Source organism: Psychrobacter sp. DAB_AL43B, assembly GCF_900168255.1.
Taxonomy (GTDB): Bacteria; Pseudomonadota; Gammaproteobacteria; order Pseudomonadales; family Moraxellaceae; genus Psychrobacter.
Window position 1 is genome coordinate 498073 of the sequence record NZ_LT799838.1, and the last position, 25839, is coordinate 523911.

The window sequence follows — 25839 nt, forward strand, 5'->3', positions numbered from 1 at the left end:
AAGTATGGATTTTGATTTTAATTTGATTTTAGTGCCATTAACCATCGGCTTGGGTATTATTTGGCTATTAGATAAGTTGACGCTTAAACAACGTAAAACCCGTGGTCGCGGTAAAGAGAGCTTACTGGTACGCTGGGCTTATGACTTTTTCCCCGTGTTAGCGGTGGTGCTTATTGTACGCTCGTTCTTAATTGAGCCGTTTAATATTCCTTCATCGTCTATGGTGCCGACGTTATATACTGGCGATTTTATTGCCGTCAATAAATACGCTTATGGTGTGCGTTTGCCATTAACTTATAATAAAGTAATCGATACTGGCGCGCCTGAACATGGCGACGTGGCAGTTTTTCGCTATCCAGAAAACCCGAGTATTTATTATATCAAGCGGGTCATTGGTCTGCCGGGTGATACCGTCAGTTATAACCAAGGTACGCTTGCGATTAACGACGTCCCTGTGAACACGGTCGCGGTTGATTTTGACGCTAATGCTGAGCTGACATCACAGCTGTATTCCGCAGGTCAAGTGGCACCCGGTCAAATGCTCACAGAAGAAAATGCCGCTGCAATGGGCCAGCAAGAAGAAGGCGAAGCACAGTATTTCAAAGAAACCCAAGAGAAGCATGAATATGTCGTTCGCTATTTGAAGGGCATGAACAGCTCGCAATATGCACCATTTTTGCAGCAACAGTCGCCAGAAGTGGTTAGCTCAGAAGGTAATGAGTGGCGTATTAAGGTACCAGAAGGTCAATATTTTGTGATGGGTGATAACCGCGATCGTAGTGCGGATGGCCGTTTTTGGGGCTTTGTACCGGATGATAATTTAGCGGGCAAAGCCGTTTATATTTGGATGCATAAACCGCCTGGTCTTAACTTACCGACCTTTAAACGTAACGGTGCTATCGATTAATATTATCAATACTCGACGGATTAAGTTATCGATAATAGTTTTGTGATAATATCATGGCTATTTAAGGCACTACTATCTAGATTATAGATAGGGACTAAAACATGGTAATTTATAAGCATGGTAAATTATCAATATAGCAACTTTCCCGTTGAGAGGTATTATGGTGCAACAGTTATCTGGTTTGTCTACACAGCGCGGCGCTAGTGTCACTAGCATCGTCTTTATTATCATCGCTTTAGGCGTGGCTATCAAATTGATCGTTGCTATTGTACCAGCACAAATTGGCGATTATCAATTGAGCAAAACCTTAAACGCTCAGCTTAAAGAATCCAATAGTAATAAGGAAACCGCCAAACAGTTCGTTGAGCGTGTTGACAAGCAACTGTCTATTAATGCTGATTATGATACTAAGGCAGCAGAGGTATTTACCTTTACGGATAAAAAAACAGGTCAATTAGCTATTCATAAGAAATATGACATAACCAATAAACTCTTCGGTAATGTAGATATTATTAATCGCTTCGAAGGTGATATTGATGGTACAACAGCCGAATAACTGGCTTTTTGTATATTTGTATAATAGCTATCTAAAAACAGCTATCTGAAAGCTGGTTTTTTGAAGTTAATGTTTTTTGAAAAATATTATCATTTAATAAAATTAAACAATGAAATACAAACGGGATAACCATAAGCCACGCATGAAACCAACTTCGCAGTACCCTCAGGCGGTTCCTAATCCCCAACAAAACAGCCTGTCTGATGACACGCTTGTTATTAGCTCGGAATTTATTCAACGCTTAGCAATATTAACGCGCAAATTGGGTTATGTGTTTAATGATTTAAGCCTACCAAAGCTGGCACTCACTCATCGCTCGTTCGATAGCAAAAAAAACTACGAGCGTTTAGAGTTTTTGGGTGATGCGTTATTAGGTATGATTGTCGGTGAGGCGTTATATCATCGTTATCCTAGCCAAAACGAAGGTCGGCTGACCCGTATGCGTGCCACTTTAGTACGGCAAGAGTCTTTGGTCATCATTGCCCAAAACCTAGAGCTGTCTAATCAGTTAATATTGGGCGTGGGTGAGCGTAAAGGCGGCGGTCGCAATCGCGCTTCTATATTGGCCGATGCTGTAGAATCATTGATTGGTGCTATCTATTTGGATAGCCAAGATATGAATATTACGCGAGCTTGCGTGCTTTCTTGGTACGGCGACCTCATTGATAATGTCAATGATCAAAAAGCCCTAAAAGATGCCAAGAGCCGCTTACAAGAATGGTTACAGTCTAAGCAATTTGATCTGCCGCATTACGAGCTTATGGAGACACAAGGCAATGCACCGCATCAAGTTTTTGTGGTTCGCTGTCAGGTAAATATCAGCAATTGTCCTGATATTACTGAATCTGGCGAGAGTCGCCGTATTGCTGAGCAAAAAGCAGCAGAGCTTATGATTAATCAGCTTCATAAATTACCAGGTGTGCCCAAAAAGCGCGCATAATTGATTTTAAAGTTTGTGAAGCCTATTTTAAAGTTCGATTATAAACATAACCTTTAATTTCTACTATTTTATTCAAATACTTGTGGCTTTGAAAATCGATTTTTTGAAGCACTAAGTGTTGAAATACCCAATACTCTTAACTTGATAACAGTTCTGCTGTTTTATTTTATTTAATTTTACAGCAGTTTGACTGATACAACCTCCACAGGATTAACCTATGAGCAATCACCCTGACTTGCCATTAAATAATGAAGATAATGCCAAAAATATGACCGAAAATGCCGACCTGAATCTAAGCCAAAACAATACTGAATCGAATGATATTCAGCTAAATGCTGATAATTTAGAAAATAATGCACTAGAAGACAATTCGTTAGAAGCTAATGCGCTAGAAGAAAACGCAATAGAAAACAATGATCTAGAAAACGATTTAGCAATTGAAGAGTTTTTTTCACCAAGTAATAGTGCTCGTACTGCTGAAGGTTTTAAAACCGGCTATGTAGCGATTGTTGGTCGTCCAAATGTGGGTAAATCGACCTTGATGAATCATTTATTGGGTCAAAAACTGTCTATCACCTCACGTAAACCGCAGACGACTCGTCATCGTATTCACGGTATTTTATCTAATGATGAAATGCAAGCCGTATTCGTCGACACCCCTGGTATTCATCGTAATGAAGTGCGTGCTATTAATGAACGTATGAATAAAGCCGCCGTGTCTGCCTTAGTCGATGTTGACTTGGTGTTATTCGTAGTTGATTCAGACCAGTGGCGTGATGATGACCTATTGGTTTTACAAAAACTTGGTAATACGGAGCTGACCGTTGTATTGGTCATTAATAAAGCAGACACTTTAAAAGATAAAGGCAGTATTCTGCCACTTATCGAAACCTTTAGTGATAGCTTTGACTTTGCCGATATCGTACCTGTTTCTGCATTAAAAAATCAAAATCTTAATCGTCTACAAGAAGTGATTGCTTCACATCTCCCAATCGCTGAGCCTATCTATGATACGGAGCAAATCACCGATCGTTCAGAGCGATTTTTGGCCAGTGAAATTATCCGTGAAAAAATCATGCGTAGCTCTGGTGATGAAGTACCATACGATTTGACCGTACAGATTGACGGATTTAAAGACGAAGCGGCGCATACTGATCCAAAAACAGGTCGCCCACGCAAAGCCTGTACTTTTATTGATGCCACTATCTATGTTGAACGTAGCGGGCAAAAGGCGATTGTTATTGGCGACAAAGGTCAACGTATCAAACAAGTCGGTATGGACGCGCGTAAGGATATGGAACAACTGTTCGATAAAAAAATTATGTTAACGCTATGGGTGAAAGTGAAGCGCGGCTGGTCCGATGATGAGCGTGCTTTAACCAGCTTGGGATATTAGTAGCGACCAAAAAACAGCATGTCGATAATAGATTTCTATTATTAAAGCTGAGGTAATAATCAATGCGTAACGAAGCGTTAATCGGTTATTTATTACACCAGCGCCCTTATCAAGAAAAGCGCGCCTTATATTATTTATTTTCTCAGCAACACGGGGTGATACATGGTATTGGTAAAAAGGGCGCGCCACTATTTATGCCCTTACAGCTCTTTGCTACTGGCAAACGTGATCTTAAAACATTCAGTCAGATTAATATCGCCTTGTTAAGCGTCGTACAGAAACCCATAGAGCAAGAAGATAGTAACGCTAGAGAAAATAGGGATGCTATAAAAGATAGGGATGCTATAAAAGATAGTGATGCTATAAAAGATAGTGATGCTATAAAAGATAGCAACGCGATAATGTCAGAGGCGTTGCATCACGACAGTATCACTGGCCAACATCAGTATGCTGCCCTGTATTTGAATGAAATACTGTGGCGACTACTACCTACTGAAGATCCTATGCCAGTATTATGGCACCATTATCAAGACAGTCTACGTCAGCTTAAACAGCCCTTAACTGCTGACGAATTACGTTTATGCTTGCGCCACTTTGAGACGTATTTATTTAACGAGTTGGGTTTTTCGCTAACGTTAAAACATGATAGCCTTGAGAATCCTATTGAGCCTCACTGTGCTTACCGCTTCTTAGCTGATGTAGGTTTAGTGCCTATTGTCCATACTGAAGATAATGATAGGGCTATCACTCATACGGTTTTCAGTGGTAGTGAGATATTGATGATGCTGGAGCAAGGAATATCTAATACTACGCTAAACGCATGGTCGCGCTTGCATCGGCAGCTGATTGATCATTTGCTTGATTATCAGCCGCTACAAAGTCGTTTACTTTGGCAGCAGCAACAGCGTTATCAATCATAGTTTTGACAAAGACTTTATAAGCTATTTTTTAGTAAATGATCTACATATTATTAAAAGGATTTTTTATGACTAACGCCGCGCACATAACAGCCTCCAAATTAGAGCAAACTTCAGAAAATGCCTCAAAAAAACCGTTATTAGGGGTCAATGTTGACCACGTAGCGACCTTACGCCAAGCACGTGGCGTTAGCTATCCAAGTCCATTAGCAGCAGCACTTCTATGTGAACAAGCGGGTGCAGATGGGATAACGATTCATTTGCGTGAAGATCGCCGTCATATTCAAGATGCAGATGTTTATGAAATGGCGGGGCAACTGACCACTAGAATGAATTTAGAGATGGCAGCAACGACTGAAATGCTAGAGATTGCCTGTCAGGTCAAACCATTTTGGGTATGTTTAGTACCAGAAAAGCGTGCCGAATTGACCACAGAAGGCGGTCTTGATGTCGCAGGACAGCTCACTTGGTTGACAGATTATATCGGTCAGTTACAGGCGGCAGATATCAAAGTGTCTTTATTTATTGATCCAGAAGATAAGCAGATTGCTGCAGCAGTCAATTGTGGCGCTGATGCTATTGAATTACATACAGGCGCCTATGCGGAGGCAGGTTTAGCAGATGATATCGATAGGATGAACGCAGAACTGAATCGAATCAAAAATGCAGTGGCCACTGCTAGATTTACTGATGATAAACTTCTAGTCAATGCAGGCCACGGTCTCACACGTGATAACGTCAATGCTATTGCCCAGATTGATGGTATATATGAGCTGAATATTGGTCATGCTCTTATTGCCGATGCCGTTTTTGTTGGATTAGAGCAGGCGGTTATTATGATGAAGTCTGCCATGCACCAAAGTATCTAAGCATCTAATCTCATCATTTTTATTGGCCACATTCGGTCGGGTGGCTTTCATTTGGTTTATAAGTAATGAGACCACCTTGATTGAATGAGATTTGATACATGATTTGATTGTAGGTTGAGGTCGGACAGTATTTAATATGACCAAAATGTCCGCGCGGACTACCGCTGTCGCCCCAGAACTTAGTGTAATGACGATTATTACCTACGCGTAGATATAAAGTACTATATTTCGGGTTTAGGATCTGTTCTGCTAGCAAATCATCAATACCAATATCAAAATTTTTATTATTATTCTTATCTGAAAATAACAACAGTGTTTTATAACTGTCTCGATGACAACGTCCAGCACTGTTCGATAAACAAACAAGTAAATCTTGTCTTCTGATATAACTTTCAGCTTTGGCTAATGTCAGCGTATTTTCTATTTGACCTTCAATACGCTTTGCTTCCATGCGAGCGAGTTGCTCCATAATAGAAGGAGCAGCAATCATTGCTAATATAGACAAGACTGCGACGGTAACGATCAGCTCTACCAAATTAAAACCCTTATCATGATAGGGCTTTTGATTTTTTAACCTATTGAAAGATTCTCTATATGATGCAATCATTGAGGACTGTTACCTATATAAAAGGTATGGATAGAATAAAATCTTTAAAATTGTCTGATGAAATTGAGTTTTTGTTTCAATATAACTGGTTAATTTTATAATTTACTTAACTTTTCACCCTAATTTCTGAATTACTCATGATGTAGAAACTGGCGTCTAAGACCACATATTTATCTAGGTAGTGAAACTATGTTTACATTTATGAATATAAACTAAATATATGTCTACTGTCAAAGAATGTTTCAATTCGTGAATGGAGCGTTTTAGCAATAGAGAAACTAAGCCATTTGTATTAAAATAGTCTTAATCAATAGACATGATTGGTTTCATAATCTATTGCGACCTAACATACAAAAGATAAAAAGTGTAAAGTGTGTTAGAGCTCAGTAAGTTAAGCTGGCTAATGTGTTTTAGTTATGACATTATCGTGTAATAATGTGTAGCTGGTTAACGAAAAAAGTTGTAAACTGAATTGATAATCGCTAAGCTACTTCTTAATTGGTTTTGCTTTGTAATTTTAATTCGTAAATGATGTCTATTTTTGGCCATCTTGAGCAGCGGTTTTGCTTAATGCATTACTAAAATTATCCTTTGGAGGAAGTTCATGAAATTAAATAAAATTGCTTTGGCTTTGTTTGCCATCACGGCAGCCCCACTAGCAGCTAACGCTGGCGTTACTATCAGCCCATTGCTACTTGGTTATCATTACAGTGAAGGCGCTTCTGATGAGCAAGCTGAAACTATGGGCGCAGGTGGGGTTTATAAAGAGAATGGTTTATACACTGGTGCAGCACTAGGTATCGAGCTAACTCCTTCTACTCAATTTCAAGTAGAGTATGGCGTATCAAATACTGATGCTGTAAACGATGCTGGTACTATATCTTTAGATGCTGAACAAGAAATGATTTCTGGTAACTTCTTGATCGGTTTTGAAGAGTTCAGTGGTTACACTGATAACGCATTTAAGCCATATGTATTAGTTGGTGCTGGTCAATCTAAAATCGAAGTTGAAGATGCAGCTGGCAACTTTGTTACTGGTTCTAAAGATACTATTGGTAACCTAGGTCTAGGTGCTATGTATCGTATTAACAATGCTTTAAGCCTACGTGGTGAAGCTCGTGCGATTCATAACTTTGACGAAAACTGGTGGGAAGGCATGGCCTTGGCCGGTCTAGAAGTTGTACTTGGTGGCCATTTAGCACCTACAGTAGCTGTTCCACCAATGGAAGAGCCTAACGTTCAAACTCCACCAATCGTTGTTATTGAATCTGATCTTGATTCTGATGGCGATGGCGTACCTGATAGCATCGATGCTTGCCCAGGCACTCCAATGAACGTGGTTGTTGATGAGCGCGGTTGCCCAGTACCAGTAGATATTACTGATGAGCTGAAAATGGAACTTCGTGTATTCTTTGATAACGATAAATCAGCTATCAAAGCTCAGTACCAACCTGAGATCGCTAAAGTAGCAGAGAAGATGCGTGAGTATCCTAACTCTACCGCTCGTGTTGAAGGTCATGCTTCTAAAACAGGTCCATCAGCACGTTATAACCAACGTCTGTCTGAAGCCCGTGCCGTTGCTGTAAAATCTATGTTGACTAACGAATTTGGTATCGCACCAAACCGTCTATCAACAGTTGGTTATGGTTATGACCAACCAATCGCTGATAACAACACTGAAGAAGGTCGCGCTATGAACCGTCGTGTATATGCCATCATCACTGGTGACAAAACCATGACTGTTGAACAAACTAAAGATATGGTTGTTCAATAAGTAATAGCTACTAGTTATGTTATAAACTAATTAGTTACAAAAAAAGCCACCCAATGGGTGGCTTTTTTTATTTATGTATCGAGAAAAGTGAGTTATTACATAAATCTATGATGCAATAATGTTATACTAGCTACCCAAACACTTTGTAGATTGACAAAGTGTACATTAGCATAGCTATCTGTACGATGGATTTATCAGCATAGATACTTGATTTTACGCATATTAATTAATCCACCGTGCCTATTGTATGGTCGTTTGATACTAGTGTAATTAGGACTATCTGGTTAATGGCAAAAGTTTATCCAGCGGTGCTTACTGCTACTGCATTTTTTTAAGACGAAACGAGCATTTTATATGGCGAACGATATCAAACACCTGCGTAACATTGCAATTATTGCCCACGTTGACCACGGTAAAACAACTTTGGTTGATAAGCTATTACATCAGTCTGGTACTTTTGGCGATCGTGCAAACATTGCTGAACGTGCGATGGATTCAGGTGATATTGAGCAAGAACGTGGTATTACTATTTTGGCTAAAAATACAGCCATCCGTTGGACTGACGATACTGATGGTACTGAATACCGTATCAATATCGTGGACACCCCTGGTCACGCCGACTTTGGTGGCGAAGTTGAGCGTGTGATGTCAATGGTCGACTGTGTACTTCTAGTTGTGGACGGTGTCGATGGTCCAATGCCTCAGACCCGTTTTGTGACTCAGAAAGCGTTCGAGCAAGGTCTAAAGCCTATTGTTGTTATTAACAAGATTGACCGTCCAGGCTCACGCCCTGATTGGGTAATGGATCAAATTTTTGATTTGTTTGACAACTTAGGTGCGACTGATGAGCAATTAGATTTCCCAGTTGTTTATGCTTCAGCATTGAATGGTATTGCCGGTTTAGAAGCTGATAATTTAGCTGATGACATGACACCACTTTTCAAAACTATTGTTGATGTTGTGCAGCCTCCGCAAGTAGATGCTGATGCTCCGTTCCGTATGCAAATCTCAAGTATTGATTATAATAGCTTCGTTGGTGTTATCGGTATTGGTCGTATTCAACGTGGCCGTGTATCTACTAATACGCAAGTGACTGTCATCGATAAAGATGGCGAAACACGTAACGGTCGTATATTGAAGATTATGGGTTATCATGGTCTTGATCGTATTGAAGTAGATGATGCGCAAGCAGGTGACATTGTCTGTATTACTGGTGTTGATGCACTTAACATCTCGGATACTATATGTGATCCTAATCATGTTGAAGCTTTGCCAGCGTTAACGGTTGATGAGCCAACAGTATCTATGACGTTCCAAGTTAATAACTCTCCGTTTGCTGGTCGTGAAGGCAAGTTCGTCACTTCACGCAACATTCGTGAGCGTCTTGAGCGTGAACTGATTCATAATGTGGCATTGCGTGTAGAAGACACAGAATCTCCTGATAAATTTAAAGTATCAGGTCGTGGCGAGCTACATCTGTCTGTATTGATTGAAAACATGCGCCGTGAAGGCTATGAGCTTGGTGTATCGCGTCCAGAAGTTATCGTTAAAGAGATTGATGGTAAGCTACAAGAGCCGTACGAGAATGTAGTCTTTGATGTTGAAGATCAGCATCAAGGTCCAATTATGGAGCAAGTTGGTCTACGCAAAGGCGAAATGACCAACATGGAGCTTGATGGTAAAGGTCGTATGCGTATCGAAGCGACAATGCCAGCTCGTGGTTTGATTGGTTTCCGTTCTGAGTTTTTAACATTGACTTCAGGAACAGGTATCCTAACTTCAAGCTTCTCGCATTATGGTCCACAAAAAATTGGTGATGTCGGTGCTCGCTCTAACGGCGTACTCGTTTCTATGACCAAAGGTGTCTGCTTAGGCTTCGCACTATTTAACCTACAAAAGCGTGGCAAGATGTTTGCTGAGCCACAGCTTGAAGTTTACGAAGGTATGATTGTTGGTTTAAACTCACGTAACGATGATATGGCCGTTAACCCAACAACAGCCAAGCAGTTAACCAACGTTCGTGCTAGTGGTACTGATGAAGCGTTGACCTTAACGCCTGCAATCAAGTTTACTCTTGAGCAAGCGCTTGAATTCATTCAAGATGATGAGCTAGTAGAAGTTACACCAAAATCTATTCGTCTGCGTAAGCGTTACTTGACTGAAAGTGAGCGTAAACGTTTTGGACGTAAGAAAGGTGCTTAATATCGATAAATAAATGATAGTCATCATTTATTTGTTTGGTAATTAAGAAATATCCTTAATACTAATTAATATATTTTTTTATTATTAAGTAAGATATCTAATGAACAGCATAGAATGAGTAGAACATCACTCATTCTATGCTGTTTTTTTTGTTGCATTTTTCATGAAATAAAAACACAATAGTTTGATAGAGTTTTTCAAACAACGAAACATTCAATAATTGTCCCTAAAGTCCAATGTCGGATTAACCATTTATATACTTATCTTATTGTAGATAAGATTTTTGAGGAAAGAGATTATGAGTATGGTATCTGAATTTAAAGAATTTGCCTTAAAAGGTAATGTCATGGACTTAGCTGTCGGTGTCATTATTGGTGGAGCGTTCGCTACTATTACGACATCTTTAGTAGAGGATATCATTATGCCTATCGTTGCTTTTATTGCGGGCGGCGAAATCAACTTTAAGAATATGTTTTTCATATTAGGGGATGCGCCTGAAGGTGTTGCTAAAACCTATGATGCACTTAAAGCAGCGGGTGTCCCGGTATTGGCTTATGGTAGTTTTATCACCGTACTTATTAACTTCCTGATTTTAGCGTTTATTATCTTTATGATGATAAAAATGGTCAATAGATTGCGCCGTGCAGATGAGGTGGTAGAGGAAGTAGCAGGACCTTCAGAAGAAGTGCAGTTGCTGCGTGAGATTAGTGCCAAGCTTGGTAATAGCAATCTTACCAAATAAAGCAATTTTATCTAAAATAGGATAATAAAATGCAAAAAGGCCAACGTAATGTTAGCCTTTTTTTATTGGATATTGATAAGCTACTAATTTAAAAATCATCAATTGATAAAATAGCTACTATCAATAATTTATTAGATAAATTAGCGGTTTACGGAGTAACTATAACATAGTCGTTGGTATTAATAAGAATCTCTGATGGTTGATCAACAACAATACGTACAACGTTATTGTCAACAACTTGTGATTTGTAATAATTATCCTCAGCAACAGTACAGCCTAAGCAGCGACCCATTGCATTCCATGGCTCAACGAACAACTTCTGCTGTGCTTGGTCTGCATTACCGCCGATAAGAGAGAAGGGAAGGCTAACGAGATAAGCTGCTGTACCCGCCACTGCTGCTACTAGCTGTAATGGCTTCCCAACAATGGTATCAACTGCCATGGTCTCATAAGAAGGACCAAAATCAGTTTCATCAATTTCTATCGCTGCCAAAGCGGGCTGCATGCTTGCAAAAACTAAGCTGGCACTTGCAATCATCGTTAGTAGCTTATATTTAGCGGTGCGTTTGATTTTAGCTTGAGCCGTCATAATGATGTCCTAAAACTCATAAATAGTATGATGGATAGCTGCTGCTATTTCCCCACAGAAATATCGCGGCAACAATAAATAGATGATATATTACAGATCAATAAACGGTTTGCACTAATTATGTAAGTGCTGGCACTATTAAAGCAATATGTACGTTAATAAGCAACAAAAATGCGCAAGATTTTTTTCTAAAGCAGTGTTATTAGTCAATATGTTTCAATTTAACGGCTTGGCTGACAGTGCGGGCAATAAACACTGGCGCGCCCATTGAGCTTAATATTTTCTAATACTGTGTCACAGTGCGGGCAAGCCTCACCTTGTCTGCCGTAGATATTCAAGGTTTGTTGAAAATATCCTGTTTGTCCACTGGCAACTGTGAAATCACGTAATGTTGAACCACCAAGCGCTATCGCCTTTTGTAAGATAACTTTGATATGATCAACCAGTACCGTAATCTGCTCGAATGATAACTCATGGGCAGGTGTTGCTGGATGAATACCTGAAAGATATAAACTTTCGGTTGCATAAATATTGCCAACGCCAACCACGACTTGTTGCTCCATAATCACTGATTTGATAGCGCGTTTGATCGGTTGTTTAGTGGTAGTGGTTTTACTGATGATTGCCTTACTGACTTTGGTTTCATTTGTTAAAGTATCATTAGATGTTTGGCTGGGATTATTGGTACGCTGAATTAGATAATATAAATAGTCAGCAGTAAAGGTTTCTGATAATGGCTCAGGTCCTAAATGATCTAATAGTTTATGACCATAATCCTCAAGCCATAAGACCGATCCAAAGCGTCTAGGATCATAATAGTGTAACTGGATTTGCGTGTTATCAGCGCCAATAAAGGTCATAATCAAATGGTCGTGTTTGCGTTTATCGCTAGCATGACTGTGTTGTTGTAAGCTGCCTGACATGCCAAGGTGAATTAAAAGTTGGCGCGGCTTTAAAATGTCAGTCTGGAACGTGTCAGACTGGATAGCGCTAGTAGTATGAGCAGCAAATAACGGTATAAAATTGAGGATTAAATACTTTGCTCGTCGCTCAACGCTATCCAAAGTGTAGTCAACTAATTGGTTTAAATCATCAGGCATCGACCAACGCAGTTTGGGTTGAAAGACTTCTACGTTGGTGACCTTACGGCCTAATAGCGGAGTAAGGCTGGTTTTTGTCGTTTCTACTTCGGGCAACTCAGGCATAGTATTTTTTATGAAAACTCTATTATTAATTGAAGGTGTTTTTGGGAAATTTTGATCACTTTATCATCAAGCAACGGCACGACGGGCATGTAAGATGCCGTGCTGCTGTTCGAGCTTGGCAAGTAGCTTTGATAAATGCGCCAATCCTGAAACCTCAATATGAAATTTTAAAAAGGCAATATTGTCATCATTACTCAGCGTTTCAACTTGGCGAATATTGACGTTTTCTTTATCAATAATTTGGGTCAAGTCGCGTAAAAGTCCGCGCCTATCGTACGCCTCTACATGAATATCTACCGGCTGATAGCGACCTGATTTAACTTTCCAAGCCGCTTCGATTTCGCGCTCAGGGTCACGCTCAATCAGACGTAGATACTCGGGGCAGCCCCGATTATGCACGCTAACACCGCGCGACAACGTAATATAACCAGCGATCGGCTCACCATGTACGGGATGGCAACAGCCTGCCAAATTAATCTCGATATTGTCCAAGCCATCGATATGAATTTTATAGGCATCACGTTGCCCTGAGTCTCTTGTATCGATATTAGGTGAGAAATCTTCTTCAGGTTTTTCAGGCTCTAGATGCAACTGACGAGAAATATGGCTGGTGAGTTGGTTGAGTCCAATCTCACCTGTTACTAGACCGACGACGATATCATCGGTATTGTTGACATGAAAATGCTGGATATAGTCATTTAAATCAATGCTATTAGGATGCACCGATAAGCGCTCAAGCTCTTTACTCAGCATATGCCGACCAATCTCGATATTTTTATCGCGATCTTGTTTATTAAACCACTGACGCAGTTTTGAGCGTGCGCGGTTGGTATGAATGTAGCCCAGTGAAGCAACCAGCCAATCACGGTTAGGCTCACGTGACGCTTTGGTAATGATCTCAACCTGTTCGCCAGTCTTGAGCTGATAGGTCAGCGGCACATAGCGCTGATTGACTCGCGCCGCTTGAGCACGATTACCAACTTGCGTGTGCACATAATAAGCAAAATCCAGCACAGTCGCGCCTTTTGGTAGCTCAGTAATATCACCATCACGACTAAAGATATAAATACGTTCGAGCTCATCGAAATCAACCAGTTGTTCTTCGTCATCAAACTCGATTTCTTCTAGCTCTTCGCCTGTCAATAATGACGAGCGTGGCTGATTACGCGTTTCATTATTAATAGAGAGCAGTTGGCGTAATGAGCTGATCCTTTGATTGAGATAGTTGTCTTTCTTATTTTTGAGACCTTCTTTGTAATTGACATGGGCACACATGCCAAGCTCGGCTTCAAAGTGCATTTCATGAGTACGGATTTGTACTTCAAGTGATTTATTTTCAGCAATCACTGCCGTATGCAATGAGCGATAACCATTAGACTTTGGATTGGTAATATAATCATCGAATTGTTCGGGGATATAACGCCACAAGCCATGTACCAGTCCTAAAACATGATAGCAATCTGAAGGGTTGGTGACTAATACCCGCAAGGCGCGAATGTCATAAAGCTGATCAAATGATAAGCCTTTTAACTTCATTTTTCGATAAATGGAGTAGATGTGCTTAACGCGTCCTGAAACTTCACCTTCAATACTAGCTTCTGCCAAGGATTCATTTAGCTTGTCTTGCACGCGCTGAATATAGGACTCACGTTCACTACGTTTTTCCGATAATAGCTTGGCAATTTCTTTATAGCGATCTGGCGCAAGGTAGCGAAACGCTAAGTCTTCAAGCTCCCATTTAAGCTGGGCGATACCCAAGCGGTGCGATAATGGGGCATAAATCGTCATAACCTCACGTGCGACACGATTTTGCCGTTCTGCATTAGAAAAGGTCAATTCACGCATGGCAAAAGTACGTTCAGCCAGCTTGATGAGTACCACGCGCACATCATTGGTGACGGAGATGAGCATGCTATAAATGTTTGATAGCTGATCACGCTGGTTATTAACAAAGTGATCTTCTAGGCGCTTATTGCTCTCGATAATCTCAGACAGCTTACCCATCGCCAAGGTATCTTTGACTAAGGTTGATATATCAGCACCGAAGTTTTTTTCAATATCAGCGAGGCTAATGATTTCCTTACGCGCACTGCGATAAAGCATAGCAGCAACAAGGGCATCTTCATCTTGGTAAAGGTAAGTCAAGATGTCCGTCATAGCAATACCTGTCACGTAAGCGCCTGAACGCTCAGATTCACTAGTATTCATATGACTGCGAATAAACTCACAGGCAACACTGAGATTGGGTACAGATTCTTGACCGATACGCTTAGCTACATTGTCTAGCCAAGTAGGTACGTCAATATTTATCTGATCCAAATCAATCGCTTCAAGTTCTTTTTCTGAAAGCGTCGAGGATTCATTGAGAAGTTTATTGTCTAAATACTCGTTTTTAAGGTTCGGGTCATGACTATGATAAGCATACTGTGCGGAGCGATCAAAGGTAGTATGTAGTTTATGAGTGGACAGCTGATGTTTGATATCGAGGGGAATTTGGGCATAACTGTTGGCAGACTGATGAGAGCGTTGACTCGCGACCAGTTGTGCCGCTAGGGTGGCACTGTCAGCTTGCGTGGTCTGTCCATCCACCAGCGGTAATCCTTCACGAATTTTTACCATAGCCCACTCCTCTTAGCTATTCTAAATTGACGATAACCTCATCTACAATGCATGTGGTGAGCTTGCTATTTGTGAATAGTCAGTTATAAATCAATACAGCCGCTAAAAAATCCTTTTTTAGCAGCTATAAAATTAAACGTATGAATAATACATACAATTATGAGTACGTATACTTGCTACATTTTTATTAAAAAATGAAAGCACTGACTATTATTATCGCATGTTGCGATGACAAATCAAGCGAGCCTCTGTAATGATAATTTCAGGCTCAATAACATAGCGGCTTATTTACGCGCATATCGTCGATTTTCTTTAAGCACAATATGGCTAATTTATTTTAAAAAAAACACCTTAACGCTTTTATGTATCAAAAAATAAACGCGAAAAAACGGACGCTAAGCTGACACTTTCTCAAAGCGAGCGATTGACTCAACATGACCGGTATGGCAAAACATATCCATCACGCCAGCATGAGTCAAACGATAGCCTTGTTCTAGCAAAGCTTTAGTATCACGAGCGAGGGTAGCAGGGTTACATGAAACATAGACAATACGCTCTGCATTAAACTTTGGCAAATACTGCATGATTTCCCATGCGCCAGAACGTGGTGGATCAATAAGCAGCGCATCAAATCCTTGATTGGCCCAAGGTTTATCCGTACAGTCCTGAGTTAAGTCTTGGCTATAAAATTCAGTATTATTAATGCCATTGCGACGCGCATTATCAGCGGCGCGAGCAGTCATAGCTTCACTACCTTCAACACCAACAACTGAGCCAGTTTCACCAACCAAACGCGCAAGTGGTAAGCTAAAATTACCCAAGCCGCTAAATAAATCCAGCACCCGCTCACCTGCTTTTAAATCCAACAAATCACAAGCAAGTTTGGTCATCTGACGATTTACGGATAGGTTGACTTGGGTAAAATCTGTCGGGATAAATTCAAAAGTAAGGTCATATTCGGGTAATTGATAATATAAGCGTCCAAATTGTTCACTTAAATCATCAGCATCCGTCAAGGCAATACGTTGAATGCTATCGACACCTTTTGATTGCAAATATAACTGCCAATTGCGAGCAGCAAAGAAGCCTTTTAGTTTATCTATATCAGCTTCTGATAATGGCGCTAGGTTGCGCACAATCAGTGCCACTGGTTGATCACCATCAGGTAGCTCTGGCAAATACTCACCCATAGCCAATTCAAGCTGGGCAATCTTGTCACGGCTTTCTAAGGTGCTGATAAGGGTTTTTAAGTTTTCAATCTCAAAGCCAATACGCGGATCTAAGATATGACACTCATTTAACTCAGCCAAGAAGTTACTTGAGCGCTCACGAAAGCCTACCAGCGCGGTTTCTTTTTTGGCAACATAACGTACGCCAAGTCGCGCCTTGGTACGATAGCCGAGTTGATCTCCGACTATGGGTGTTAGCCAATTATCAGGCTGAACGTGGGCTTGGTGTTCTAACATTTCAGCAAGGACAGACTGCTTAAAATTAATCTGCGCATCCGGTTGCCAATGCTGTAAGTTACAACCACCACAAACCCCAAAGTGTGGGCAGGGCGGTACAGCGCGTTCAGGATTTGGGTTGGCAGTGATGCTAATGGCATCGCCTTCTTCAAAGCTGGTACGACTATTAGTGATTTTGACCAAGGCGCTTTCACCCGGTAATGCAAAGCTGACAAAGATTTTTTTGCCATGCTTATCTGTGATGTGTCCTTCGGCTTCTCCAAAGCCATTACCGTATACGGCAACGCCGCGACCATCATGCGATAAGCCATCAACAGTAAAGGGTAGTGGCTCAGCATCTTTTAGACGACGGCGTGTCTTCGATGATGGCTTAGATTTTTTCTTATTAGGCGGGATAGTAATGGTCTGAGTCTCGTTAGTTTGCTGTGTGGTATCAGGTGCTGTAGAAGTGTTTGAATCGGTGGGTTGCATAAACCTGCCTTAATAATAAATGATAAATAAAAATAGCTAAAAAAATGAGGATAGAACAAATTGCTTATAACCGTATTTTCTATAATTTGGGCGCAGATGACCAATCAGCAATAAATTCTTGGTGACGTGGACTGCCGTCCGCTTGGGTAAATTTGGCTAAATAGTCATGGCTTTGCTGCTGCCAAGCATCGAAATCGGGTAAGGATAGTTGTCCGGTTAGACGCAGCCAGCGCAAATATATCAACCAGGTATTCATCACATCAGACTCACAATATATCGATAGCGTCTGCCAGTCATTATTGCTGACGAGGTCGCCAACCATGCTGCCATCGACATCCGTCTTACCAGGCAAGCCGTATAAGCTTGCGACGACATCCATGGCCTCACGGCGGCTGGCACCGTATTGGCTAAATCTGTCCATCAAATCAAGGTGGCGCGTGTGAAAGCGATTCACATAATTATCAAAACGCATGTTTTTGATGCGCTCGCCTTCTTCAAATAACCATGGCGCTGACAAATCATATTGCATAGCACGATATATCAGCACCGGAATATCAAAGCCCGAACCATTCCAGCTAATCAGTTTAGGCAGTTTTTCAAGATCACTAAACGCCCGAAAAAACTTGGCAAGAATTTCCTTTTCACTAAACTTATCTGCGGTTAAAGAAAATAAAGAAAACGTACCGTCTTTAATATAGAGCGCAGAAATACAGACAATGCGCTGCAACGGCAAACGCATAAAGTCGTGTCCCGCTTCTTGTATTCGAATAGCCGTTAATGCGCTCAATGCGTCCGCATCGTTTAGCTCAGCCAATTGCGGATAAATACGGCGGGCAGCATCGGTATCCGCGACGGTCTCAATATCAAAGACCAGTATAGGATTGGACGAGAAGGCTTGTGACATAGATAATTCTACCTAGTGGTTGGCTTATAGAGCTGCGTTGTCAGCATTTTCTATGCTGTCATCGACATTATATAGTCCAGTGGACAAATAACGATCACCGCGATCACAGACAATAAAGGCTATGACAGCGTCAGGGTTCTCTTTCGCTACTTGTATGGCGGCCCATGCAGCTGCACCTGAAGATACCCCAGCAAAAATCCCTTCGGTTTTGGCAAGCTTACGCATATAAACTTCAGCGACGCGTTGATCAATATCCATGATGTCATCAACCAAGTCCGCTTCAAAAATACCCGGCATATAAGCGGCAGGCCAACGGCGAATACCAGCGATAGATGCTTCTTCATCAGGCTGTAAACCGATAATTTTCACCGCAGGATTTTGCTCTTTTAGATATTGTGCGACACCGGTGATGGTGCCAGTGGTACCCATAGAGCTGATAAAGTGAGTGATTTTACCGTCAGTTTGTGTCCATAGTTCAGGACCTGTGGTCAGATAATGCGCCTGTTTATTATCAGGGTTATTAAATTGATCTAGCACAATGCCTTTACCCTCAGTCTGCATCTGTAATGCCAAATCGCGCGCCGCTTCTATACCGTCATCCACTTCGATTAACGTGGCACCATAAGCAATCATGGCGTCTTTACGTTCTTGGGTTGAGTTGGTCGGCATAAATAAAGTAATCGGATAGCCACGCATCGCCGCGACCATGGCTAAAGCAATGCCGGTATTGCCGCTGGTCGCTTCAATCAACATATCACCAGGCTTTATATCACCACGCTGCTCAGCTTGATAAATCATGTTAAATGCAGGACGGTCTTTTACAGAACCGGCAGGATTGTTACCTTCGAGCTTGGCTAGCAATACCGCACCATTGGCAATCTGCTCTTGCTCAGGCAAACGCTGCAATTTGACCAATGGCGTTTGACCGACACAATCAGCAAGCTTAGTGATTTGAGTAATAAAGTTGGCGTTTGACTTGGCCGTAGCGGACATAAGGTATCCTTATTAATTTTTTAAAGAATGTTCTCTTAAAAGAACTGTCTGTTAAAAGAACAATCTCTTAAATGATAGTAGGGCATTCATTCGCCTTTTAAACGGCGATTTTATGATCAAAATGCGTTTTTATTATTTGACAATAGGGTCATACCACCATGTTCAATCACCATTTATTAATAGTGTGCCAACAATAATAAGTGAATAGATTACGACTGTCAGGTGTTTATTGTGGCAAATGAAAATTTGCGCCATTATATCATTTTGTTTTCAGCTGCGCTTAGCGCATAAAGCTTTATCAATGATTGTTTAACAGCCGCTTATAGAATCCTGTTAAGATAATCTCAAACGATATTTAATGGTTTTTGCTTATTAAGCACTTATCTGAATAATTGATTAATAAATCATGAATAGTTCGTTAATAAGCGCCTCATAAAATATCTGTCGCAAAAATATCAGTGGAGATTGAATCTAGCATGGCTTACAAAAAGCGTTTTGATACCAGTAGTGCCTATGGTCAGCTGATTATATTGGTGTTTTTGCCAATTTGTTTACTGGCGGCAGTAGGTGGTATTTTGGTGTTTCATGAAACCATGCGAGCCAGTGATTCAGAGCAAGAAGTATTGGCCGAGGCGGTACTCATCCGTTATACACCAACGATTGTGGAGCTTATTCCGGAACTATTGGAGCAAGAGCGTGAAAAGGCAGAATCGGAGAGAGGCAACAGTAATACAGATAGTACTTCGCCAGCCGCGATGGCGGCGCTAAAAAGTATTCAAGATAGGTTAGGGCGCTTGCAGTCGGAGCAGCATGTGCAGCGTATCGCCATTATTAATCAGAATAATCAAGTACTGGCAACGGTGGGTTATGGTACTGATGAGGCGTGGCCAGAGATAGACCCATCAGAGCGTTTTTTATCACAAAAACCAACGCCCATCGGTACCGCTTACGGCAGCGTATTGGACGAGTTTGACGGTCAGCAGTTGTGGTTATTGATTGATATGGATAATGAGCCGCTTTATATCGCCCGCTATCGTATCGCGATGGCATTGGTAATTACTGGCTTATTCACTATTTTAATCTTGCTGCTGAGCTTGAATATCTATTCAAAACGTTGGATAGCGCCAATCTATGAGCTACGTTTGCAGCTGCAACGTACCCATGTCGACAATCTATACCAACCCATTCCGGTTGAATCGAATGGTGAGCTGAATTTGTTACAACAAGATTTGGTTAGAACATTACGCCGTTTACATGGGAGCTTTCAAGAGCTTAAAGACCATGCGGAGCAAACGGAAGATGATTTACGTTTGGCTTTTGATGAAATGGAAATGCAAAACATCTCTATTCGCAATGCGCGTGATGCGGCAATCTCAACCAGCCAAGCCAAATCGGCATTTTTAGCCAATATTAGCCATGAACTGCGTACGCCATTGAATAGTATTGATGGTTTTATTAATTTGCTTGCGCGTCACGGTGAGCTCAATCCTGAACAAGACTTGTATGTACAAACCATACGCAAATCGTCCGCACACTTACTGGCGTTAGTGAATGATGTGTTGGATTTTTCCAAGATTGAAGCAGGTAAATTGGTACTTGATCGTCATGAATTTGATCTTTATGAAACCATCTATGATGTGGTCGATATGCTGTCACCGGTATCTGCAGAAAAAGGTCTGCGCATGGCGGTACTGTTTTATAACGATGTACCGATGCGTATCAATGGTGATGCCTTACGACTCAAGCAAGTACTGACCAATATCGTCGGTAATGCGATTAAATTCACTGACAGTGGTGATGTGGTGGTGCGCGTCAGCTTAGATGACCATCAGGACAATTATTTGATGATTAGCGTGCAAGATAGTGGCAAAGGTATTTCACTGTCTGATCAAAAGATGCTTTTTCAAAGCTTTAGCCAAGGAGATCCTTCAATCACGCGCCAATATGGTGGGACAGGATTGGGTCTGGTCATCTCCAAGCAATTGACACGACTGATGGGCGGCGATATTGGTTTTTATGATAATGTGCAAGAAAATATCTCTAATCAAGGGGCGACGTTTTGGTTTCGCATGCCAGCGCATGTCGATGTGTTAGAGGCTGCTACTGGTCAAACCATTGAGCTACCGGTTCTAGCACCACTGGCGAGCGCGACCGATGAGTTTAATGTCTTAATCTGGATCAATCATACTGCCTCTATACAAGTACTCAAAGCCAGCTTGCAGCACTTGCCGATTAAACTGACCCAAGCAAACTCATTGCCGGGCGTGCTTGAGTCGCTAAAAGAGCAGGGAAATTATTGGGATTGGGTTATCGTTGATGATGACACCCAAGACGATATGATGGCGCTGCTTAAACAAATTCGCCTGCATTATCAAGGTAAGCTTGCGGTATTTGGTTATCAAGTTGCCGCTGACCAAGCACTGCTCAATCGCTACCATGCCAATATATTGTATGAACCATTAGATAAAAGACAGCTATATGCCATGCTTGATACGCAAAAGCGTAGCGCACCGACAGGTATCCCAGAACCACGTTGGAAAGGCGTTACCGTATTGGCAGTTGATGATCATTTGCCAAACCTACTGGTGCTAGATGCCCTGCTGAGTGAGCTTGGCATTCATGTAATCACAGTGAGTAGTGGTTTTGACGCGATAGAACTTATTAGCAAGCAGCAAACCAAGAATATTAAAACCGCCAAAACTGAAAAACAAAGTCTGTCGAAAAAGACCCAGATATCTAAAGCTGAAACGCGCGATGATGTTAATAAAACAGCGGCTGGCTCGCTACATCTTGAAGACGTCACTATAGAGGAGAAAGGCGCTGTGCAGCATAAAGACAGTATTGATCTTATCTTTATGGATATTCAAATGCCGCGTATGTCAGGACACGAAGCGGCGCGGCAAATTCGCAATATTGAAGCGGCTGACAGCCATATTCCTATTATTGCATTGACCGCACATGGACTAGCTGATGAGCGTGATAAATTAATCGCCAGTGGCATTAATGACTATGTGGGTAAGCCTATTAGTCAGCCACAGTTGCTACAAGTGCTGCAAAAATGGCTTGGGCGCACTGCATCGCCTTCACCATTAACGGCAGTAAACGAAAATATTCCAAAAAATAACGGTGAACAAAGCAGTAATTTACAAGCTTTGGAATCGAAAACCAACCATTCTCAAAATGCTGGTTTACAGAGTACTGATTCCAAAGGTACTGATTTGCAAAATGCGATGACGCAACCTTCTTCAGCTGCATATTCAGACGCTACAACGCCTATTTATCAAATGATTAAAAGGAATGAGGCAAATAGTGATAATGCTGCCAAGATACGCAGTCGGCAAAAGATTACTCGCCCTTTATCACTGAAGAAAATTCGTGATGACTATTTGCGTGACAGTCAGCCGCGTGAGGATTATAGGCGTGAAACCTTGCGTGAAAATCAGCCACGCTATGAAAATCTGCGCTATCAAGAGCAGGGGCAAGCACCATTGAAGACGCACGCTTTCCAAACGGTCGACAGTATTAAAGATGAAGTATTAGAAAATACAGGCTTAAACGCACGCGTGTTTGATAGCTTGGATATTCTAAACTGGCAAGATGCACTGACTCGCTCAGCCAATAAACCGGATCTCGCTGCCAAGCTGATTATTATGATGCTCGATACCATTAATGATGAAAAGCAGGCATTGACGCAAGCATGGGAAACGCGCAATCGTAGTATGCTTGGGCAAATTGCTCACCGTATATTGGGCGGCAGTCGTTATACTGGAGTGCCGCAGTTACGCCAAGCCAGCCAAGATCTAGAGGATAAGTGCTTACTAAACATCCAACATACCACGCCTGCGCAGTTTGCGATGCTTGAGCCTTATTATGAGGCCTTGTTATTAGCGTTAAATAATTTGCAAACGCTTGATTTGTCCTCTTATCCGCAGCTGAACTATCATCGTCTGAGCGAAAATGACATGACTTGGAAAATGATTTAAAGCAGGCGTTTTTATGATATTAATGATTAACCGTATCGTAGCAGTCAGTTATTGATAAGGTAGCGTAGGTGCAAGGCTGTTAATATCAGTTTGTTCACGAACTATTATATTTATTTTATTATTAAGGATGATTATGCATACTATCGCCACCTATCAGTATGAAACATTACAAGTCAGCGCGACCGACAATATATTAACCGTGACCATCAATCGACCAGAGAAAAAAAATGCCATGAGCTTTAAGGTGGTCAATGAGTTGATTGCGGTAGCAGGCCGCATCAGTAAAGACAAAACGATACGTGCGGTTATTCTTAATGGTGCAGAGGGGACATTTTGTGCCGGTATTGATTTAGGCGATTTAAACCACCCAAAAAATCAAGCATTTGCTCTATGGGAGCTTGTCAAGCCTTGGCAGAGTCTATTCCAGCGCGTTTGCTTGGTTTGGCGTGATGTTCCAGTGCCAGTCATTGCCGTATTAGAAGGATATTGCATTGGTGCAGGCTTACAACTGGCGCTGGCTTGTGATGTACGTATTAGCCATCCTGATTGTAAATTGTCTATTATGGAGGCCAAATGGGGTTTAGTGCCTGATATGGGCTTGACGCAATCTGGCTTTGGCGTGGTACGAGCTGACGTCTTAAAAGAGCTGGCAATGAGTGCGCGTACTATCGATGCAGAGCAGGGTAAAGCGTTGGGGCTAGTCAGTCATTGTAGCGAGACGCCGTTAGAGCAGGCACAACAGCTCGCTGCTGAGTTTGCTGAACGTTCTCCAGATGCGGTGCTGGCAAGTAAGCGTGTCGTCAATGCCATGTTCCAGCAGTCAGCGACGACATTATATAAAGAAAAAGTATGGCAATTAAAAATGATGTTTGGTCGTAACCGTAAGCTTGCGCTTAGAAAAGCGAAGCAAGCCAGCACCGTATTTAGCAAACGCCAATTCCGTTAGGAAAAATTCGACATATATTGACTAATGATTTTAGTTGTGGGTTTTTGTTTTATTCACATGATACCTCTATTGAATTATAAGCAGACAGTGCGATATAAGACTGTCTGCTTGCGTAGCGGTACATCGATATGCCTGATTGTTTTTAAAAGCTGATAGCAGTAGCACGTTAATATAAGCGTGTTTTTTTGTTTTGAGCTGACTATATGAAACAATCAATTCACTAATAATAAAATAATAATCACTATACCAAATGGTTTAAATATGTCTGCTCCAAAATCTCCCCTTCCCAATAAACCGATTGTTGCTGACCGAGTGCGCTCTGCCGATTTGCCTGTCGCATGGATTATGATGCTTGGTCTTATCGTTGCGGTAGGGCCATTATCGATTGATATGTATCTGCCAGCGTTACCGTCAATGGCAGATGACTTTGGCGTATCGACCGCATTTATGGCCAACTCGGTACCCGCCTATTTCATAGGTTTGGTATTTGGGCAGCTATTTTATGGTCCATTGAGTGATCGTATTGGCCGTGTTAAACCGTTATATTTTGGTATGACTTTATATGTCATTGCCTCGATTATTTGCGCGACGACTAACAACGAATATGTGCTGTTTGCGGGGCGTACCTTACAGGCGCTCGGTGCTTGTGTAGGCGCGGTTGTTACCCGTGCAGCAATCCGTGATCGCCTGACTGCCAAGCAAACTGCCAAAGCTTTTTCTATCATGATATTGGTGATGGGTTTGGCACCGATATTAGCGCCGTCACTCGGTGCTGTATTTTTACAGTTTTTTAGCTGGCACTCTATCTTTTGGTTTTTAGCCGCTTTTGGTACGTTTAATTTATTACTCACTAAGTTTTTCTTCTTTGAGACGCTTAGCGAAGAAAACCGTAACGTACGTCCTGCCAAAGAAATACTCAGTCAATACTGGGATTTATTAAAGGATCCTACCTTTAACTACCCAGCGATTGGCGGCGGGTTATTGATGGGGGCGATGTTTGTCTATATCAGCTCTGCTTCTGAATTAATCATGGACACTTATGGCATGTCAGCTACGCATTTTGGCTGGCTTTTTGGTATGAATGCGGCAGGGTTTGTGGGATTGACGCAGCTGAACCAATGGTTGACCAACCGTTTTCGTATTTTGAGTATTCTGCGTTTTGGTGCGATGATGCAAGTCATCTCAGCAGGAGCACTATTTACGCTCGGTATTATGTTTGGTACAGATGCTTGGTTGCCACTGGTATTGGCCTGTATTTTCTTTTGTATTGCCGGTTTAGGTTTGACTCAGCCCAACTCGTCAGCGATTGCGCTGGCCTTTCAGAAGCGCCGTGCTGGTATGGCCAGTGCCTTGCAAGGCTCTTTAATGTTTTCAGTGGGTATTTTCGGTGGGTTAATATTAAACTTATTCCCAGTGAATCCCGTACTGAAAATCGGTATTGCGATGTTTGCGCTAATGAGTCTTGGTTGCTATCTGATTTGGCAGATAGATAGTAACCTGAACCTTGATAATGCGGATTAATTAGCTGGTAGATTCTACTTATTGACATTTATTCATTATTAAAAAAGCATTCATACGTTTGTTACGTATTGAATGCTTTTTTAATGTCTGGTTCTGTCTTATTTTTAGCATATAGTAATTTGTTAATACAAGCCTTGCTACTACTAAGTTGTTGAGTCATTAGTCTTATTATCACATGAAGATGTTGTATGTAATTATTACTATATATAAACATTTGTATGGCATTGCCAAA

19 protein-coding genes are annotated in these 25839 nt (G+C 41.5%); 12 read left to right on the top strand and 7 right to left on the bottom strand.

The window, feature by feature from the left end; genetic code table 11:
* Window positions 1-4: 4 nt before the first annotated feature.
* The 6 genes from lepB to DABAL43B_RS02170 all read left to right on the top strand — a co-directional run bounded on the left by lepB (window position 5) and on the right by DABAL43B_RS02170 (window position 5585).
* Window positions 5-907, top strand: a complete 903-nt coding sequence (gene lepB / locus DABAL43B_RS02145) for a signal peptidase I (RefSeq protein WP_079690864.1) — start codon at window positions 5-7, stop codon at window positions 905-907.
* Between the two features lie 160 nt (window positions 908-1067).
* On the top strand, window positions 1068-1463 hold the full coding sequence (locus DABAL43B_RS02150) for a DUF4845 domain-containing protein (protein ID WP_079690865.1): 396 nt from the start codon (window positions 1068-1070) through the stop codon (window positions 1461-1463).
* 142 nt (window positions 1464-1605) lie between these two features.
* Entirely contained in the window at window positions 1606-2403 is a 798-nt protein-coding gene (rnc, locus tag DABAL43B_RS02155; protein WP_079690866.1) for a ribonuclease III, read from the top strand.
* A gap of 217 nt (window positions 2404-2620) precedes the next feature.
* A complete protein-coding gene (era, locus tag DABAL43B_RS02160; RefSeq protein ID WP_171996311.1) occupies window positions 2621-3799 on the top strand; it encodes a GTPase Era in 1179 nt (392 codons plus the stop codon).
* 62 nt (window positions 3800-3861) lie between these two features.
* Window positions 3862-4719, top strand: coding sequence for a DNA repair protein RecO (gene recO / locus DABAL43B_RS02165; protein ID WP_079690867.1), 858 nt, complete (start codon window positions 3862-3864; stop codon window positions 4717-4719).
* 65 nt (window positions 4720-4784) lie between these two features.
* Window positions 4785-5585, top strand: a complete 801-nt coding sequence (locus tag DABAL43B_RS02170) for a pyridoxine 5'-phosphate synthase (RefSeq protein ID WP_079690868.1) — start codon at window positions 4785-4787, stop codon at window positions 5583-5585.
* A gap of 19 nt (window positions 5586-5604) precedes the next feature.
* Here the strand turns inward: DABAL43B_RS02170 and DABAL43B_RS02175 are convergent, their stop codons facing one another.
* Window positions 5605-6192 carry a Tfp pilus assembly protein FimT/FimU gene (locus DABAL43B_RS02175; protein WP_079690869.1) on the bottom strand — a complete coding sequence of 196 codons (588 nt, stop codon included), beginning with the start codon at window positions 6190-6192 and terminating at the stop codon, window positions 5605-5607.
* Window positions 6193-6796: 604 nt separating this feature from the next.
* Here DABAL43B_RS02175 and DABAL43B_RS02180 point away from each other — a divergent pair.
* The 3 genes from DABAL43B_RS02180 (at window position 6797) to mscL (ending at window position 10910) form a co-directional block, all read left to right on the top strand.
* Window positions 6797-7966 (top strand): OmpA family protein, encoded by a 1170-nt coding sequence (locus tag DABAL43B_RS02180; RefSeq protein ID WP_079690870.1) that lies wholly within the window; start codon window positions 6797-6799, stop codon window positions 7964-7966.
* Window positions 7967-8320: 354 nt separating this feature from the next.
* Window positions 8321-10168, top strand: a complete 1848-nt coding sequence (typA, locus tag DABAL43B_RS02185) for a translational GTPase TypA (protein WP_079690871.1) — start codon at window positions 8321-8323, stop codon at window positions 10166-10168.
* Between the two features lie 298 nt (window positions 10169-10466).
* The gene (mscL, locus tag DABAL43B_RS02190; protein ID WP_079690872.1) at window positions 10467-10910 is read left to right on the top strand and encodes a large conductance mechanosensitive channel protein MscL; all 444 of its coding nucleotides are present in this window, start codon (window positions 10467-10469) and stop codon (window positions 10908-10910) included.
* Window positions 10911-11058: 148 nt separating this feature from the next.
* Here the strand turns inward: mscL and DABAL43B_RS02195 are convergent, their stop codons facing one another.
* The 6 genes from DABAL43B_RS02195 to cysM form a co-directional block, all read right to left on the bottom strand.
* Window positions 11059-11499 (bottom strand): hypothetical protein, encoded by a 441-nt coding sequence (locus DABAL43B_RS02195; protein WP_079690873.1) that lies wholly within the window; start codon window positions 11497-11499, stop codon window positions 11059-11061.
* Window positions 11500-11720: 221 nt separating this feature from the next.
* Entirely contained in the window at window positions 11721-12704 is a 984-nt protein-coding gene (mutM, locus tag DABAL43B_RS02200) for a bifunctional DNA-formamidopyrimidine glycosylase/DNA-(apurinic or apyrimidinic site) lyase (RefSeq protein WP_079690874.1), read from the bottom strand.
* 66 nt (window positions 12705-12770) lie between these two features.
* Window positions 12771-15323: a RelA/SpoT family protein gene (locus DABAL43B_RS02205; protein WP_079690875.1), complete on the bottom strand. Its 2553-nt coding sequence runs from the start codon at window positions 15321-15323 to the stop codon at window positions 12771-12773.
* A gap of 395 nt (window positions 15324-15718) precedes the next feature.
* Complete coding sequence (gene rlmD, locus DABAL43B_RS02210; RefSeq protein WP_079690876.1) at window positions 15719-17260, bottom strand: 23S rRNA (uracil(1939)-C(5))-methyltransferase RlmD; 1542 nt, start codon at window positions 17258-17260, stop codon at window positions 15719-15721.
* 79 nt (window positions 17261-17339) lie between these two features.
* On the bottom strand, window positions 17340-18164 hold the full coding sequence (locus DABAL43B_RS02215; RefSeq protein ID WP_079690877.1) for a 3'-5' exonuclease: 825 nt from the start codon (window positions 18162-18164) through the stop codon (window positions 17340-17342).
* 24 nt (window positions 18165-18188) lie between these two features.
* On the bottom strand, window positions 18189-19157 hold the full coding sequence (cysM, locus tag DABAL43B_RS02220) for a cysteine synthase CysM (RefSeq protein ID WP_079690878.1): 969 nt from the start codon (window positions 19155-19157) through the stop codon (window positions 18189-18191).
* Window positions 19158-19633: 476 nt separating this feature from the next.
* Between cysM and DABAL43B_RS02225 the strand changes: the two genes are divergently transcribed.
* The 3 genes from DABAL43B_RS02225 to DABAL43B_RS02235 all read left to right on the top strand — a co-directional run bounded on the left by DABAL43B_RS02225 (window position 19634) and on the right by DABAL43B_RS02235 (window position 25607).
* On the top strand, window positions 19634-23140 hold the full coding sequence (locus DABAL43B_RS02225) for an ATP-binding protein (protein ID WP_079690879.1): 3507 nt from the start codon (window positions 19634-19636) through the stop codon (window positions 23138-23140).
* Between the two features lie 133 nt (window positions 23141-23273).
* Window positions 23274-24086 (top strand): crotonase/enoyl-CoA hydratase family protein, encoded by an 813-nt coding sequence (locus DABAL43B_RS02230; RefSeq protein WP_079690880.1) that lies wholly within the window; start codon window positions 23274-23276, stop codon window positions 24084-24086.
* A gap of 261 nt (window positions 24087-24347) precedes the next feature.
* A complete protein-coding gene (locus DABAL43B_RS02235; protein ID WP_079690881.1) occupies window positions 24348-25607 on the top strand; it encodes a multidrug effflux MFS transporter in 1260 nt (419 codons plus the stop codon).
* The last annotated feature ends 232 nt before the right edge of the window (window positions 25608-25839 follow it).

Excerpts from the sequence above, each read along its gene's own strand:
- lepB (WP_079690864.1), top strand. The coding sequence starts at position 5 with ATGGATTTTGATTTTAATTTGATTTTAGTGCCATTAACCATCGGCTTG.
- DABAL43B_RS02150 (WP_079690865.1), top strand. The coding sequence starts at position 1,068 with ATGGTGCAACAGTTATCTGGTTTGTCTACACAGCGCGGCGCTAGTGTC.
- rnc (WP_079690866.1), top strand. The coding sequence starts at position 1,606 with ATGAAACCAACTTCGCAGTACCCTCAGGCGGTTCCTAATCCCCAACAA.
- era (WP_171996311.1), top strand. The coding sequence starts at position 2,621 with ATGAGCAATCACCCTGACTTGCCATTAAATAATGAAGATAATGCCAAA.
- recO (WP_079690867.1), top strand. The coding sequence starts at position 3,862 with ATGCGTAACGAAGCGTTAATCGGTTATTTATTACACCAGCGCCCTTAT.
- DABAL43B_RS02170 (WP_079690868.1), top strand. The coding sequence starts at position 4,785 with ATGACTAACGCCGCGCACATAACAGCCTCCAAATTAGAGCAAACTTCA.
- DABAL43B_RS02175 (WP_079690869.1), bottom strand. The coding sequence starts at position 6,192 with ATGATTGCATCATATAGAGAATCTTTCAATAGGTTAAAAAATCAAAAG.
- DABAL43B_RS02180 (WP_079690870.1), top strand. The coding sequence starts at position 6,797 with ATGAAATTAAATAAAATTGCTTTGGCTTTGTTTGCCATCACGGCAGCC.
- typA (WP_079690871.1), top strand. The coding sequence starts at position 8,321 with ATGGCGAACGATATCAAACACCTGCGTAACATTGCAATTATTGCCCAC.
- mscL (WP_079690872.1), top strand. The coding sequence starts at position 10,467 with ATGAGTATGGTATCTGAATTTAAAGAATTTGCCTTAAAAGGTAATGTC.
- DABAL43B_RS02195 (WP_079690873.1), bottom strand. The coding sequence starts at position 11,499 with ATGACGGCTCAAGCTAAAATCAAACGCACCGCTAAATATAAGCTACTA.
- mutM (WP_079690874.1), bottom strand. The coding sequence starts at position 12,704 with ATGCCTGAGTTGCCCGAAGTAGAAACGACAAAAACCAGCCTTACTCCG.
- DABAL43B_RS02205 (WP_079690875.1), bottom strand. The coding sequence starts at position 15,323 with ATGGTAAAAATTCGTGAAGGATTACCGCTGGTGGATGGACAGACCACG.
- rlmD (WP_079690876.1), bottom strand. The coding sequence starts at position 17,260 with ATGCAACCCACCGATTCAAACACTTCTACAGCACCTGATACCACACAG.
- DABAL43B_RS02215 (WP_079690877.1), bottom strand. The coding sequence starts at position 18,164 with ATGTCACAAGCCTTCTCGTCCAATCCTATACTGGTCTTTGATATTGAG.
- cysM (WP_079690878.1), bottom strand. The coding sequence starts at position 19,157 with ATGTCCGCTACGGCCAAGTCAAACGCCAACTTTATTACTCAAATCACT.
- DABAL43B_RS02225 (WP_079690879.1), top strand. The coding sequence starts at position 19,634 with ATGGCTTACAAAAAGCGTTTTGATACCAGTAGTGCCTATGGTCAGCTG.
- DABAL43B_RS02230 (WP_079690880.1), top strand. The coding sequence starts at position 23,274 with ATGCATACTATCGCCACCTATCAGTATGAAACATTACAAGTCAGCGCG.
- DABAL43B_RS02235 (WP_079690881.1), top strand. The coding sequence starts at position 24,348 with ATGTCTGCTCCAAAATCTCCCCTTCCCAATAAACCGATTGTTGCTGAC.